Genomic DNA, 14,432 nt, shown 5'->3' on the forward strand with positions numbered 1-14,432 from the left:
GCAGGTGCTTGCACGTTCTCGGGATCGTCGGCTAATGTTCTTCTTGTCAGCCGCTGGTGACCCGAGACGCCAGCGGCTGACTTCTATTTCGGGCCGCTTTCCGCCCGGCCGTGGCAGGCGAACGCCTCCGGCTCCTCGTGCGAAAACTGACGCATCCGGTATGTACCCATGGGTATTCATATGTCGTCGTAAATGCGACTCGATGCAGTGCACGGTTATGAAGCATTAACCTGATTGACCGGCTCCGCGCCCGATCGCCACTGTCCATGAGTCAACATCGGCTGCTCCGCATCGGCGGGGCCGGCTCAAGGAGAGACTGCGTGAAGAACAGACGCGTAGCGCAGGGCCTGACCATGGCCCTCATCGCGGCGGCGGCCGCCATCAGCATGCCCACAGGCGTGCACGCGGCCACCGACCCCAAGCCCGGCAAGGGCACCGTGACCTCGCAGGAGACCGACGACGGCCGCGCCGTCGTCAGTGGCAAGCAGGCCAGGACCAAGGCGGAGAGGTCGGCCGCGGCCTTCGTCGCCGCCGACCCCGCGGCGCTGAAGCTCGGTGCCAAGGACGAGGCCGTCAGGCTCGGGACGTACCAGTCCTCCGGGCTCCAGTACGTCTCCTACGACCGCACCCACCAGGGCCTGCGCGTCGTCGGCGGTGACTTCGTCGTCGCCGCCGACGCCGAGGGCAACCTGCTGGGCACCTCGGTCGCCCAGGACGCACCCGTCAAGGTGTCCACCACGAAGCCCGCCATCACCGAGGCGAGGGCAGAGAAGGTCGCGAAGGGCAAGGTGACCAAGCCGGTCGTCGAGTCCACCGAGCTGGTCATTCTCCAGGGTGAGGCCGGGTCGGACCTGGCGTACGAGACGATCGTGACCGGCACCCGCGAGGGCTCGCCCTCGCGCCTCTCGGTCTTCGTCGACGCCGCCACCGGCAAGGTGCTCTCCACCAAGGAGCACGTCGTCGAGGGCACCGGCAGCTCGGGCTACTCCGGGACCGTGACGATCCCGACGCAGCTCTCCGGCTCCACCTACTCGCTGATCGACCCCTCCGCCACGACGCTCAAGTGCCAGAACGCCTCCGGCAACGTGACCTACACGGGCACCGACGACTCCTGGGGCAACGGCGACCCGACCAACCGGGAGACCGGCTGCGTCGACGCGTTCTACGGCGCGCAGCAGGAGAAGGGCATGCTCACCTCGTGGCTGGGCCGCTCGGGCATGGACGGCTCCGGCGGCTGGGTCCCGATCCGGGTCGGCCTCAACGACGTGAACGCCTACTACGACGGCACCCAGGTGCAGATCGGCCACTCGCAGTCCGGCTCGCGCTGGATCGGCTCGATCGACGTCGTCGCGCACGAGTTCGGCCACGGCATCGACGACCACACGCCCGGCGGGATCTCGGGTGGCAACACCCAGGAGTTCATCGCGGACACGTTCGGTGCGGCGACCGAGTGGTACGACAACCAGACCGCCAACGACACCCCCGACTACCTCGTCGGCGAGGAGATCGACCTGGTGGGCAACGGCCCGATCCGCAACATGTACAACCCCTCGCTGGCCGGCGACGACAACTGCTACTCGTCCTCGACGCCGAACGACGAGGTCCACGCCGCGGCCGGTCCGGGCAACCACTGGTTCTACCTGCTCGCCGAGGGGTCGAACCCGACCAACGGCCAGCCGACCTCGCCGACCTGCAACTCGTCCACCGTCACCGGTGTCGGGATCCAGAAGGCGATGAAGATCATGTACAACGCGATGCTGCTGAAGACCTCGTCGTCGTCGTACCTGAAGTACCGCACCTGGACGCTCACCGCGGCCAAGAACCTCTACGGCACCTCGACCTGCACCGAGTTCAACGCGGTCAAGGCCGCCTGGAACGCCGTCTCGGTCCCGGCCCAGACCGGTGACCCGACCTGCACCCCCGGTGGCGGCACCGGCTCGGTCACGGTGACCTCGCCGGGCTCCAAGACGGGCACCGTCGGCACCGCGATCTCGTCCTTCACGGTCTCGGCCTCCGGTGGCACCTCGCCGTACACCTTCACGGCCACGGGCCTGCCGGCCGGCGTCTCGATCTCCTCGTCGGGCACCGTCTCGGGCACCCCGACCACGGCCGGCACCTACACGCCGACGGTCACCGCGACGGACTCCGCCGGTGCGAGCGGCTCGACGCAGTTCACCTTCACGGTCTCCGGCACCGGTGGCGGCACCTGCTCGGGTCAGAAGCTGACCAACCCGGGCTTCGAGTCCGGCGCGACCGGCTGGACCGCCTCCTCGGGCGTGATCGACAGCTCGACCGGCGCCCCGGCGCACTCGGGTTCCTACAAGGCCTGGCTGAACGGCTACGGCACCACGCACACCGACAACCTGTCGCAGTCGGTCACCATCCCGTCCGGGTGTGCGGCCACGCTGACGTTCTGGCTCTACGTCGACTCCGATGAGACGACCACGACCTCGGCGTACGACAAGCTGACGGTCAAGGCCGGGTCCACCACCCTGGCGACCTACTCGAACCTGAACAAGGGTTCGGGCTACGTCCAGAAGTCGCTCAACCTCAGCGGCCAGGCGGGCTCGACGGTCACCCTCACCTTCACCGGTACGGAGGACTCCTCCCTCGCGACGAGCTTCCTGATCGATGACACGGCAGTGAACCTGTCGTAGGCGAGAAAGCGCGGCGCCCCGCTCCCGATCGGGAGCGGGGCGCCGTCGCGTCCGTCGCAGGTCAGTCGCGCTCGCGTGCGGTGAGGATCAACGGCCCGTCCTCGGTGATCGCGACGGTGTGCTCCATGTGGGCGCCGCGGGAGCCGTCGGCGCTGCGCAGGGTCCAGCCGTCGGGGTCGGTGAAGATCTCGTCGGTGGTGTGCAGGAACCACGGCTCGATCGCGATGACGAGGCCGGGCTGCAGCTTGAAGCCGCGGCCGGGGCGACCGTCGTTGGCGATGTGCGGGTCGCCGTGCATGGTGCGACCGACGCCGTGGCCGCCGAACTGGGTGTTGATCTTGAGGCCCTTGGCGCGCGCGACGCTGGCGATCGCGTGGGAGATGTCGCCGACCTTGTTGCCGACGCGGGCGGCGTCGATGCCTGCGGCGAGCGCCTGGGTGGTGGTCTCGATCAGGTCGAGGTCCTCCTGGCGGGGCGTGCCGACGACGAGGGAGAGGGCCGAGTCGGCGACCCAGCCGTCGACGCTGGCGGCGAAGTCGACGCTGAGCAGGTCGCCGTCGGCCAGCTTGTAGTCGAAGGGCAGGCCGTGCAGCACGCCGTCGTTGACCGAGGTGCACAGCACCTTGCCGAACGGCATCGCGCCGAAGCTCGGGTGGTAGTCGATGTAGCACGACTCCGCGCCGCGGTCCTTGATCATCTTGTGCGCCAGCTCGTCGAGCTCGAGCAGGTTCACACCCACGGCGGCGTGCTCGCGGAGTGCGGTCAGGACATCGGCCACGAATCGGCCGGCGGGCTTCATCTGCTCGATCTGGGTCGGCGTGCGCAGTTCGATCACAGGCACAGCGTATCCTGAGAACGGTTCTCAGTAGAACTCAGAGGCGGGCATCGCGCAACGCGGCCGCCTTCGAGGTCAGGAAACGGCGCTCGGCGAGGTTCGTGGCCCGCACCGAAGCCACCTCGTACGCTGCCGCGGCACCGTCCAGGTCGCCGGCGAGCTCGAGCAGATGGGCGCGCACCGCGGGCACCCGGGGATGGTCGGCGAAGCCGCCGGTCCCGTTCTCCTCGCAAGCGCGCAGGAGGTCGTCGAGCAGCGCGAGCGCGGGGCCCGGGCCGTCGGCGTACCCGACCGCGACGGCCTTGTTGAGCGTCACGATCGGGCCGGGGGCGACCTTCTCCAGCAGCCCGTAGAGCGCGGTGATCTGCAGCCAGTCGGTCTCCTCCGCGGAGGGTGCGCGGTTGTGGAGCGCGGCGATGGCGGCCTGGATCTGGTAGGGGCCGGGGCGGCCGGTACCGATGACGGCGTCGACGAGCGCGACGCCCTCGCGGGTGGCCTCGGACCGCCACCGGCTCCGGTCCTGGTCGGCGAGCGGGACCACGGCGCCGTGCGCGTCGACGCGGGCGGGTCGACGCGCGTCGAGCAGCAGCATGAGGGCCAGCAGCCCGCCGGCCTCGCCATGGCCGGTCCCCGTGACCCGGGCGAGCGCGGTGCGGGCGAGCCGGGTCAGCCGGATCGCCTCGGCACACAGGTCGACCCGCTGCAGGTGGTCGCCCTCGCTCGCGACGTACCCCTCGTTGAAGAGCAGGTAGAGCACCTTGAGCATCGCCGGGATCCGCGCGGCAAGGTCGGCGGTGCCGTCGATCCCGAGCGAGCGACCCTTGATCGTCGCCTTCGCCCGCGAGATCCGCTGCGCCATCGTCTTCTCCGGCACGAGGTAGGCGTGCGCGATCTCCCGGGTGGTGAGCCCGCCGACCGCCCGCAGGGTGAGCGCCACCGCCGAGGCCGGGGTGAGGCTGGGATGGCAGCAGAGCAGGAGTACGTCCAGGGAGTCGTCGACCGCTGATGTCTCCCGGCCTTCGGGCTCGGCGAGGTGGTCTGCCTGCTCGCGGTCACGTCGGCGCGACTCGCTGCGCTTGGCGTCGACGAGGCGGTGCATCGCCGTCGTGATCAGCCAGCCGCGGGGATGCTCGGGCACGCCGCGCTCGGGCCAGGTGCGTACGGCCTCGACCAGCGCCTCCTGGACGGCGTCCTCGGCCGCGTAGAAGTCGCCGCAGCGCCGGGTGACGACCGCGACGACCTGCGGCGTGAGGTCACGCAGCAGGTCATCGGGGATCGGCTCGGTCACTCGATGCTCGCCTCGCCGAAGGCGATGGTGTCGTCGACGGAGGAGCCGTCGGTCCCGTGGTACATCCGGCGCACCTGGATCGGCTGCTCGATCGCTCGTCCGCCGGGGCCGGGGGCCGCGGAGTAGAGCCCGGCGATCTCCAGGGCGCGTTCCTCGGTCTCGGCGTCGATGATCATGTAGCCGGCGACCCACTCCTTGAACTCCTGGAACGGCCCGTCGGTCACGGTCCTGTCGGTGCCGTCGGAGGTCACCACGAACGCCTGGTCGGGCGGCGTCAGGGCTTCGACGTGCACCAGCTCGCCCGACTCGGTCAGGGCCTTGTTGAGCGCTTCGTAGTAGCTCATGTGACCCTGCACCTCCTCGGGCTTCCATCCGGCCATCCCGCCGGGGGTCTCGTCGGTGCCGGCTTGGTAGTCGACGATCATCAGGTAGCGAGGCATGTCCTCACCCTTCCATCTCGGGCGCTCCTTGTCGGCGCCATTCACGAGGGGAACGGAGCCGGTCGCCGGATAACTACATGCTTTCGAGGAAGACTTCGGCGTAGGTTTCTCGCCGTGCTGAAGGCCTATGACGAACAGTTGCGAACCGATGCCGAGACTCCCGGGGCGGTGTCGGTGACCCGACACGGCCCGCTGCGGCTGATCACCTTCGACGCCGGGCGCGGCTTCATCTCCTACCGGGACCTCGGCGGGGCCGACGAGGCCGGGATCGAGGCGCTGGTCGCGGCGGCGATGGCGCACTTCGAGGCGGACCCGACGATCGAGGAGGTCGAGTGGAAGACCCGCGGCCACGACGTCGCTCCGGGGCTGCACGAGGCGCTGCTCCGGCACGGCTTCGAGCCGGAGGATCCCGAGTCGATCATGATCGGTGAGGCCCACCTGCTCGCCGTGGACGTGCCGCTGCCCGACGGCGTCACCCTGCGCGCGATCACGAGCGCGGAGGACGTACGCGCCGCCGGCGTCATGCAGGACGGCGTCTTCGGGTCACCGACCTCCGGGGGAATGGTGGACGAGGTGGTGCGCCGGATCGCGGCGGGGGAGAGCGAGATGTGGGTCGCCGAGGCGGACGGCCAGATCGTCAGCGCCGGCCGCATCGACCCGGTCCCGAACACGGAGTTCGCCGGCATCTGGGGCGGCGCGACGCTGGAGGAGTGGCGTGGCCGCGGCATCTACCGCGCCCTGACCGCCGCCCGCGCACGCACCGCCATCGCCCGGGGCAAGCGCTACATCCACAGCGACTCCACCGAATTCTCCCGGCCGATCCTGGAGCGCTCCGGCCTGGTGAAGGTCGGCACGACCACGCCGTACGTCCGCCGCTTCGGCTGATCAGTCCCGCGACGGCGAGAGCCGGCGGATCGGGTCGCCGGCCAGCCAGGCGGCTATGTCTTCGACCGCGCCATTGAAGAACCGGCTGTAGTTGTCCTGCGTGACATAGCCGAGGTGTGGCGTGGCCAGGACGTTTGGCAGCCGGCGCAAGATGTCGTCGGCTGGGAGCGGTTCGATGTCGAAGACGTCGAGTCCGGCGCCGGCGATGCCGTGCCCCACCAGCTCGGCGACAAGAGCGTTCGTGTCGACGAGTCCCGCGCGCGAGGTGTTGATGAAGTACGCGGTGTGCTTCATTAGTGCGAGGTCGGCGGCCGAGACGATACAGCGGGTCGACTCGGAGAGCACCAGGTGGACGCTGACGATGTCGGACTCTGCAAAGAGCGCGTCCTTCGAGACCAGACGTACGCCCGCCTCCGCGGCGCGCTCCTCGGTGAGGTGTGGGCTCCAGGCGGTGACCTCCATGCCGAAGGCTCGTGCGACGGCGGCGACCTGGGTGCCGATCTTGCCGAGACCGACGAGCCCGAGCACCTTGCCGTGCAGATCGGCGCCGACAGTCTGCTGCCAGATCTCGCCACGTCGAAGGCCGATCGACTCGGTGAGCAGGTGGCGCGTCAGGCCGTGGATCAGGGCCCAGGTCAACTCGACGGGAGGCGTCGAGCTGCTCGGTGTGCCGCACACGGTGATCCTGCGCTCGGCTGCGGCTCCCAGGTCGATCGAAGCATTGCGCATTCCGCTCGTGACCAGCAGTTTCAGGTCCGGAAGCCGATCGAAGACTGCTGCCGGGAACGGCGTACGCTCGCGCATCGCGACCACGATCTCGGCGCCCTTCAGCGCGGCGATGAGATCGTCGCCGTCGTAGTGGGCGGTGAGCGCGACGACGTCGACCCCTTCGAGAGAGGGCCAGTTGGCCATCGCCGTCGCCACGTCCTGGTAGTCGTCGAGGATCACGCACCGCATGCCCCGAACCTATCGCTCGAACACCTCGCCTTCTGCTGAAGGCAGATCTGCTCAGGGCAGATTCACTGGAATGCGGCGTGCGTCCGGGTCAGAGTCGAGGACATGACCCAGACACCCATCAGCGCCGGGCCGCTCGACGAGCAGCTGACCGCGCGGCTGCAGAACCAACGGATCATCGTGCTCGGCCAAGAGGTCGACGACGCGATCGCCAACCGGATCTGCGCCCAGCTCCTGCTGCTCTCGGCCGAGGACCCGCACCGCGACATCTCCCTCTACATCAACTCGCCCGGCGGCTCGGTGACCGCCGGGATGGCGATCTACGACGTGATGCACCTGATCCCCAACGACGTCTCGACGCTCGGGATGGGGATGGCGGCCAGCATGGGACAGTTCCTGCTCACCGCGGGGACGCCGGGGAAGCGCTACGTGCTGCCGCACACCGAGGTGCTGCTCCACAAGGGGTCGGCCGGGATCGGCGGGTCCGCGGCCGACATCGAGGTGCAGGCCGCGCGGCTGGCGCGGATGACCCAGCAGATGCTCGAGATCACGGCCGCCCACACCGGCCAGAGCGTCGAGCAGATCGACCAGGACTCGCTGCGCGACCGCTGGTTCACGGCCGAGGAGGCCCGTGACTACGGCTTCGTCGACGAGGTGCTCAACGACGTGCAGTCGGTGACGCCGGTCCAGCAGCGGTCGGCCGCCTTCGGTCTCGCGGCCGGGGGTGCCCGATGAGCTCCTACACGATCCCCTCGGTCGTCGAGAAGACCCCGCGCGGCGAGCGGGCGCTCGACGTCTACAGCCGCCTGCTCTCCGACCGGATCGTCTATCTCGGTACGCCGATCGACGACGGTGTGGCCAACGTGGTGATCGCGCAGCTCATCCACCTGGAGTCGGACGCGCCGGACACGCAGATCGAGCTCTATCTCAACTCCCCGGGCGGCGACCCGACCGCGATGTTCGGCATCTACGACACGATGCAGTTCCTGCGCTCGCCGGTCGCGACCACGTGCGTGGGCCAGGCGGCGGGTTCGGCCGCGGTGCTGCTGGCCGCGGGGGACCCGGGGCGGCGTACGGTCCTCCCGCACGCGCGGGTCGTGCTGCAGCAGCCGGGCCAGGACGGTCAGCGGGGCGATGTCACCGACCTGCAGGTCGCGGCGAAGGAGATCGGCCGGCTGCGGGCCGAGATGGACACGCTGCTGGCGCGCCACAGCGGACGCAGCGCCGAGGAGATCCACGCCGACACCGAGCGTGACCTCGTCCTCGGGGCCGAGGAGGCGGTGGCGTACGGGCTGGCGGACTCTGTCCTGGAGAGCCGCAAGCTCACCTCGGTCTGAGGCTCAGGCGGCGAGAGCCATGGGGCCGGTGTGGCGGGCGCCCGCGCGAAGCGTGCGGGTGACCCGCTCGGTCAGGTCGACGAGGCCGAGACCCAGCGCACCCCCGACGGCCTCGAGCACCTCGGAGCTGGGCTCCTTGCGGCCGCGCTCGATCTCGGAGAGATATTGCGTCGAGACACCGGCGTCGCCGGCCACGTCGGCGAGCGTGCGCTCCTGACGGGACCGCTCCTCGCGGATCACCTGGCCGGCGGCCTCACGCCACAGCGGCGCCGGCTTGTCCTCGCCCGGCAACGGATGTCCGGGAAACCTGATCACTTCGCCCATGGCAACACCCTAGCGCTGCACGCGAGGCCCGAGCGGGCCGTTCGCGCCGGGCGAACACGCCTCCTACCAGGACTTATATCGGTCGAACGATAGATGACGGGGACTTGCCAGCGGGCCGCGACACCCCGATAGTGGTCGCACAGTTTCGATCTTTGTGGGTCTACTGTGCACGACCAGAGAACTTGTCGAGTCGTTGGTATCACGGGGGAATCGTGTTGCATCGCAAGCAGATCGCCTTGGCCGGAATGGCAACTGGACTGGCCATGACAAGCATTGGGATCGGCGGCCTGATCGTCGGCAACGCCGGGGCGGACGAGCCCGGCCAGAGCTACGCCAGGGACGAGTCGGGGGTCAGCCTGATCTCGCCGGTCTCGCCGGTGGCACCGCTGGAGAAGTCGTCCTCGAAGCCGTCGCAGAGCCAGCCGACCAGCCAGAGTCCCGGGAGCGAGGCTCCTGAGGTCGCCGAATCGGTCCCGGCGAGCCCGCGCTCGGTCGAGGAGTCGGCCGACGAAGGCTCGACCTCCCCGGTCCCGGCCCGCCCCACGCAGGTGCCGTCGGAGCCGCGGCCGACGAGCGGGCCGACCGAGTCGCCGAGCGACCCCGGTGAGTCGCCCAGCGAGCCCAGCCAGTCGCCGAGCGAGACCCCCAGCGACCCTTCCGAGTCGCCGAGCGACCCCAGCGAGTCGCCCAGCGAGTCCGACACCACGTCGCCGGACCCCTCGGACACGCCCACCAACTGACTCACGCACCGGTCGCCGATGCCCCCGGGTGGGTAACGCTCGGCGACCGGCTGCCCTACGCTGTGCGCCACACCAGGCGCGGGGCGGTTACAGGGAGTCGAGTTGCAGAGCAAGCAGGTCGCCGTGGCAGGCATCCTGACCGGCGCGGTCATGACCGGTCTCGGGGTGATCGTCCTTCTCGCCGGGCTGGCCGAGGCCGATCGGCCCGACCGCGACCCGGTCACCGGCTACGAGGATGTCGGCAATCCCTATCCTGACGTCGATCCGTTGCCGTCGCTGCCGCCGTCGGGCGCGTCCGAGAGGCCTGACACGGGTTCGTCGACCGGTTGGGGTGGCTCTGAGGCCGATCCGGGCGAGACGTACGGCCCGCGGGGGTCCGGACCGACCGAGACCGCGTCGCCGGGTGGAACGAGGGCTCCCCGTGAGCCGGAGGCGCCTGCCGAGAGTGCGGGTCCGACGCCCACCTCCGGGCCCACGGGTACGGCCGAGCCCGAGCCGTCCTCCGACCCGACCGCGTCCGCTGATCCCACCTCCGACCCGACCCCTACCGAAACCGCGACTCCGACCACGGAGCCGTAGCGACTCGGTCGGCGCTCACCAGCCCCGCTCGCGCCACTCGGCGAGATGAGGGCGCTCGGCGCCGAGGGTGGAGTCGTCGCCGTGGCCCGGGTAGAACCAGGTGTCGTCGGGGAGGGTCGCGAAGATGCGCTGCTCGACGTCGTCGATGAGCTGGGCGAAACGTACGGGGTCCTGCTGGGTGTTTCCGACGCCGCCCGGGAAGAGGCTGTCACCGGTCCACAGGTGAGGCGTGCCCTCCGGGTCGCGGTAGAGGAGCGCGACCGACCCGGGGGTGTGCCCGCGCAGGGCGATCACCTCGAGGGTGCAGTCGCCGACGGCGACGGTGTCGCCGTGGTGGAGGGTGCGAGCGATGGGTACGCCGGTGGCCTCCGTGATCGCGTCCGCGTCCGGCTCTCCGGCGAGGGCGGCGGCGCCGGTCGCGGCGGTGACGTCCGCGAGCGCCCGGTGGTGGTCCCAGTGCTGATGGGTGGTGACGACGGTGGCCAGGTTCTCGCCGACGAGGGGGAGCAGGGTCTCTGGCTCGGCGGCGGCGTCGACGAGCAGCTGCTCGCCGGTGGATCGGCAGCGCAGCAGGTAGCAGTTGTTGGACATCTGCGCGTCGACGGCGACCTTCGTGAGGGTCAGTCCGCCGAGCTCGCGCACGTCGGCCGGGCCGCCCGGTTTCACGGCGCCTGTATAAGTGGTAGGGGCATCGCTCATGCGTCTATGCAAGCACGTCGGACACGGTCAGAAGTAAAATGTCGGTGCTCCGTGAGAGGGTGCCGTCTGGGAGTCTTCCCAGCGTCGTATGATGCGAACATCTGTTCGACGCGGTAGCGCGATGCGATAGCACTGGACGAGGAAAGAACGTGGCGGAGCAGCAGCTGATCATCCGGGGAGCCCGGGAGCACAACCTGAAGGATGTCTCCCTCGACCTGCCTCGGGACTCGATGATCGTGTTCACCGGCCTGTCCGGAAGCGGGAAGTCGAGCCTCGCGTTCGACACCATCTTCGCGGAGGGCCAGCGTCGCTATGTCGAGTCGCTGTCGGCGTACGCTCGCCAGTTCCTGGGCCAGATGGACAAGCCCGACGTCGACTTCATCGAGGGGCTCTCCCCGGCGGTCTCGATCGACCAGAAGTCGACGTCGAAGAACCCGCGCTCGACGGTCGGCACCATCACCGAGGTCTACGACTACCTGCGTCTGCTCTACGCGCGCGCCGGCCGGCCGCACTGCCCGACCTGTGGTGCGCCGATCGAGCGGCAGACCCCGCAGCAGATCGTCGACCACGTGCTCACCCTGGAGGAGGGGCGCCGCTTCCAGGTGCTCAGCCCGGTGATCCGCGCGCGCAAGGGGGAGTACGTCGAGCTCTTCAGCCAGCTGCAGCAGCAGGGCTACTCCCGGGTGCGCGTGGACGGCGAGATCCACCAGCTCGACGCGCCGCCCAAGCTGGAGAAGCAGAAGAAGCACACCATCGAGGTGGTCATCGACCGGCTCCAGGTCAAGGAGTCCTCCAAGCGCCGGCTGACCGACTCGGTGGAGACCGCGCTGGAGCTTGCCGGCGGCCTGGTCGTCTTCGACTTCGTCGACAGCGGCGAACAGATGAAGTTCTCCGAGCGGATGTCGTGCCCCAACGACCACCTGCTCGACACCGACGAGCTCGAGCCGCGGTCGTTCTCGTTCAACTCGCCCTTCGGTGCCTGCCCGGCCTGCACCGGGCTCGGCACCCGGATGGAGGTCGACCCCGAGCTGGTCGTCCCCAACCCGGGCGCCACCCTCGCCGAGGGTGCGCTGCAGCCGTGGTCCCAGGCCCACGTCGCCGAATACTTCCTGCGCCTGCTCGAGGCGCTCGGTGGCGAGCTCGGCTTCGACCTCGACACGCCTTGGGACGCGATCCCGGCCGCCGGCCAGAAGGCGATCCTCGACGGCCACGGACGCAAGGTGCACGTGGTCTCGGTCAACCGCTACGGCCGCCGCCGCTCCTACGACGCCGAGTTCGAGGGCGTACGCAGGTGGGTCGAGCGACGCCACAAGGAGGCCGAGTCCGACACCACCCGGGAGCGCTTCGAGGGCTACATGCGCCAGGTGCCGTGCCCGACCTGCAAGGGCACCCGGCTCAAGCCCGTCTCCACCTCGGTGACGCTGGGGGAGCGGAGCCAGGGCGGCCTCAACATCGCCGAGCTGTGCGCGCTGCCGATCAACGAGGCCGCCGAGTGGCTCGACAAGGTCGAGCTCACCGGCCGTGAGCGGCAGATCGCCGAGCAGGTGCTCAAGGAGATCCAGGCGCGGCTGCGCTTCCTCCTCGACGTCGGTCTCGACTACCTCTCGCTAGAGCGACCCTCGGGCTCGCTCTCCGGCGGTGAGGCCCAGCGGATCCGGCTGGCCACCCAGATCGGCTCCGGCCTGGTCGGCGTTCTCTACGTGCTGGACGAGCCGTCCATCGGCCTGCACCAGCGCGACAACCACCGGCTGATCGAGACCCTCGAGCGCCTCAAGCGGCTCGGCAACACGCTGATCGTCGTCGAGCACGACGAGGACACCATCAAGGTCGCCGACTGGGTCGTCGACATCGGTCCCGGCGCGGGTGAGCACGGCGGCCAGGTGATCCACTCCGGCACGGTGAAGGAGCTGCTCGCCAACGAGCAGTCGGTGACCGGTCAATACCTGGCCGGCCGCCGCGAGATCGCCGTCCCGGCCGTGCGCCGCCCGCGCACCGCGGGCCGCGAGCTGACCGTCCACGGAGCCCGGGAGAACAACCTCAAGGACATCGACGTCACCTTCCCGCTGGGGCTCTTCCTCGCGGTCACCGGCGTCTCCGGCTCGGGGAAGTCGACGCTCGTCAACGACATCCTCTACACCGCGCTCGCCAAGGAGTTCTACCGCGCCCGCACCGTCCCGGGCCGGCACACCAAGATCTCCGGCCTGGACAACGTCGACAAGGTGATCCACGTCGACCAGTCCCCGATCGGGCGTACGCCGCGGTCCAACCCGGCCACCTACACCGGTGTCTTCGACCACATCCGCAAGCTCTTCGCCTCCACCCCGGAGGCCAAGATGCGGGGCTACCTCCAGGGCCGGTTCTCGTTCAACGTCAAGGGCGGACGCTGCGAGGCCTGCTCGGGTGACGGCACGATCAAGATCGAGATGAACTTCCTGCCCGACGTCTACGTGCCGTGCGAGGTCTGCCATGGGGCTCGCTACAACCGCGAGACGCTCGAGGTGCACTACAAGGGCAAGTCGATCGCCGAGGTGCTGGACATGCCGATCGAGGAGGCGGTGGAGTTCTTCGCCGCCGTGCCCGCGATCGCGCGCCACATGAAGACCCTGGTCGAGGTCGGCCTGGGCTACGTGCGGCTGGGCCAGCCCGCGACCACCCTGTCCGGCGGCGAGGCGCAGCGCGTCAAGCTCTCCGCCGAGCTGCAGAAGCGCTCGACCGGCAAGACGCTCTACGTCCTCGACGAGCCCACGACCGGTCTCCACTTCGAGGACATCCGCAAGCTCATCGGCGTGCTCTCCTCACTGGTCGACAAGGGCAACACGGTGCTGGTGATCGAGCACAACCTCGACGTCATCAAGACCGCCGACTGGATCATCGACATGGGTCCGGAGGGCGGCAACCGCGGTGGCACCGTGATCGCCGAAGGCACCCCCGAGGCGGTTGCCGCGACCCCTGGCAGCCACACCGGTGCCTTCCTCGCCCCGCTGCTCGACGGCAAGGCCGCCGAGCAGCCGCCGGCCAAGCCGGTGAAGGCGAAGGCCGCTCCGGCCAAGGCGACGGCGAAGAAGACCGCAGCCAAGAAGACCGCTGCGCGGAAGAAGGTCAGCACTTCCTGACCCGTGAGGGGGATGTTCCCGAAGGTTTACGCTCGGCCGGGGGATATGCGTGGTCGGCCTGCCTATTCTGGGCGGCATGAGTGAATCTCGAATCACCCGGCGCAACGTCGTCACCGGCACCGCGGTGACCGCGGTCGGTGTCCCCCTCCTGGCCGCCTGCGGTGGCGGCGACACCGGCACCGACAGCTCAGGTGGCGGGTCGGGCGACGCCGGGTCGGGCTCGGGTGGCGGTGGTGCGCTGATCGCGACCAAGGACGTCCCGGTCGGCGGTGGAGTGATCGTCGCCGACCGCAACCTGGTGGCCACCCAGCCGACCGAGGGCACGTTCAAGGTCTTCTCCGCGATCTGCACCCACCGCAGCTGCCCGGTCACGAAGGTCGCCAACGGCACCATCGACTGTCCCTGTCACGGCAGCCGGTTCTCGATCGAGGACGGCTCGGTGGCCCAGGGCCCGGCGACGAGTCCCCTGGAGGAGGTCGCCTTCAAGGTGACCGGTGACGAGATCGTCCCCAGCTGAGAGGTCGCCCGCGCGAGCCGAGACGTCGCTCCGGTCGGCCGAGACGTCACGTACGTGACGTCTC

The 14,432-nt window shown here is 69.6% G+C and carries 14 protein-coding genes; 7 read left to right on the top strand and 7 right to left on the bottom strand.

Annotation, left to right across the window (positions count from 1 at the left end; genetic code table 11):
• Positions 1-320 precede the first annotated feature (320 nt).
• A complete protein-coding gene (locus UG56_RS26095) occupies positions 321-2,657 on the top strand; it encodes a M4 family metallopeptidase (protein WP_256206911.1) in 2,337 nt (778 codons plus the stop codon).
• Between the two features lie 61 nt (positions 2,658-2,718).
• Here UG56_RS26095 and map read toward each other — a convergent pair whose 3' ends face one another.
• From map to UG56_RS26110, 3 genes are read right to left on the bottom strand one after another with little or no spacing between them, the layout of a single operon-like run.
• Positions 2,719-3,492 (bottom strand): type I methionyl aminopeptidase, encoded by a 774-nt coding sequence (gene map / locus UG56_RS26100; RefSeq protein ID WP_045550854.1) that lies wholly within the window; start codon positions 3,490-3,492, stop codon positions 2,719-2,721.
• A 37-nt stretch (positions 3,493-3,529) separates the two neighbouring features.
• Positions 3,530-4,780 carry an RNA polymerase sigma factor gene (locus UG56_RS26105; protein ID WP_071327346.1) on the bottom strand — a complete coding sequence of 417 codons (1,251 nt, stop codon included), beginning with the start codon at positions 4,778-4,780 and terminating at the stop codon, positions 3,530-3,532.
• Complete coding sequence (locus UG56_RS26110; RefSeq protein ID WP_045547781.1) at positions 4,777-5,220, bottom strand: YciI family protein; 444 nt, start codon at positions 5,218-5,220, stop codon at positions 4,777-4,779. The genes UG56_RS26105 and UG56_RS26110 overlap by 4 nt, the downstream gene beginning before the upstream one ends.
• Before the next feature lie 114 nt (positions 5,221-5,334).
• Here UG56_RS26110 and UG56_RS26115 point away from each other — a divergent pair, with 114 nt between their 5' ends.
• The gene (locus UG56_RS26115) at positions 5,335-6,105 is read left to right on the top strand and encodes a GNAT family N-acetyltransferase (protein ID WP_045547782.1); all 771 of its coding nucleotides are present in this window, start codon (positions 5,335-5,337) and stop codon (positions 6,103-6,105) included.
• On the opposite strand, the gene UG56_RS26120 is transcribed toward UG56_RS26115, so the two are convergent.
• The gene (locus tag UG56_RS26120; protein WP_045547783.1) at positions 6,106-7,062 is read right to left on the bottom strand and encodes a D-2-hydroxyacid dehydrogenase family protein; all 957 of its coding nucleotides are present in this window, start codon (positions 7,060-7,062) and stop codon (positions 6,106-6,108) included.
• A 102-nt stretch (positions 7,063-7,164) separates the two neighbouring features.
• Here UG56_RS26120 and UG56_RS26125 point away from each other — a divergent pair, with 102 nt between their 5' ends.
• Both UG56_RS26125 and UG56_RS26130 read left to right on the top strand, forming a co-directional pair.
• Positions 7,165-7,794: a ClpP family protease gene (locus UG56_RS26125; RefSeq protein WP_045547784.1), complete on the top strand. Its 630-nt coding sequence runs from the start codon at positions 7,165-7,167 to the stop codon at positions 7,792-7,794.
• Positions 7,791-8,396, top strand: coding sequence for a ClpP family protease (locus UG56_RS26130; protein ID WP_045547785.1), 606 nt, complete (start codon positions 7,791-7,793; stop codon positions 8,394-8,396). The genes UG56_RS26125 and UG56_RS26130 overlap by 4 nt, the downstream gene beginning before the upstream one ends.
• 3 nt (positions 8,397-8,399) lie before the next feature.
• Here UG56_RS26130 and UG56_RS26135 read toward each other — a convergent pair whose 3' ends face one another.
• The gene (locus UG56_RS26135; RefSeq protein ID WP_045547786.1) at positions 8,400-8,720 is read right to left on the bottom strand and encodes a helix-turn-helix domain-containing protein; all 321 of its coding nucleotides are present in this window, start codon (positions 8,718-8,720) and stop codon (positions 8,400-8,402) included.
• Between the two features lie 328 nt (positions 8,721-9,048).
• Positions 9,049-9,465 carry a hypothetical protein gene (locus UG56_RS26140; protein WP_143055208.1) on the bottom strand — a complete coding sequence of 139 codons (417 nt, stop codon included), beginning with the start codon at positions 9,463-9,465 and terminating at the stop codon, positions 9,049-9,051.
• 97 nt (positions 9,466-9,562) lie between these two features.
• Here UG56_RS26140 and UG56_RS26145 point away from each other — a divergent pair, with 97 nt between their 5' ends.
• The gene (locus tag UG56_RS26145) at positions 9,563-10,039 is read left to right on the top strand and encodes a hypothetical protein (RefSeq protein WP_045547788.1); all 477 of its coding nucleotides are present in this window, start codon (positions 9,563-9,565) and stop codon (positions 10,037-10,039) included.
• Positions 10,040-10,054: 15 nt separating this feature from the next.
• On the opposite strand, the gene UG56_RS26150 is transcribed toward UG56_RS26145, so the two are convergent.
• A complete protein-coding gene (locus tag UG56_RS26150) occupies positions 10,055-10,738 on the bottom strand; it encodes an MBL fold metallo-hydrolase (RefSeq protein ID WP_045547789.1) in 684 nt (227 codons plus the stop codon).
• A gap of 149 nt (positions 10,739-10,887) precedes the next feature.
• On the opposite strand from UG56_RS26150, the gene uvrA reads away from it, so the two are divergent.
• Positions 10,888-13,851 carry an excinuclease ABC subunit UvrA gene (gene uvrA / locus UG56_RS26155; protein ID WP_045547790.1) on the top strand — a complete coding sequence of 988 codons (2,964 nt, stop codon included), beginning with the start codon at positions 10,888-10,890 and terminating at the stop codon, positions 13,849-13,851.
• Between the two features lie 76 nt (positions 13,852-13,927).
• Positions 13,928-14,368, top strand: coding sequence for a Rieske (2Fe-2S) protein (locus UG56_RS26160; protein WP_045547791.1), 441 nt, complete (start codon positions 13,928-13,930; stop codon positions 14,366-14,368).
• Positions 14,369-14,432: the final 64 nt, after the last annotated feature.

Origin of the sequence: Nocardioides luteus, assembly GCF_000960475.2 — a bacterium.
GTDB classification, from domain to species: Bacteria; Actinomycetota; Actinomycetes; order Propionibacteriales; family Nocardioidaceae; genus Nocardioides; species Nocardioides luteus_A.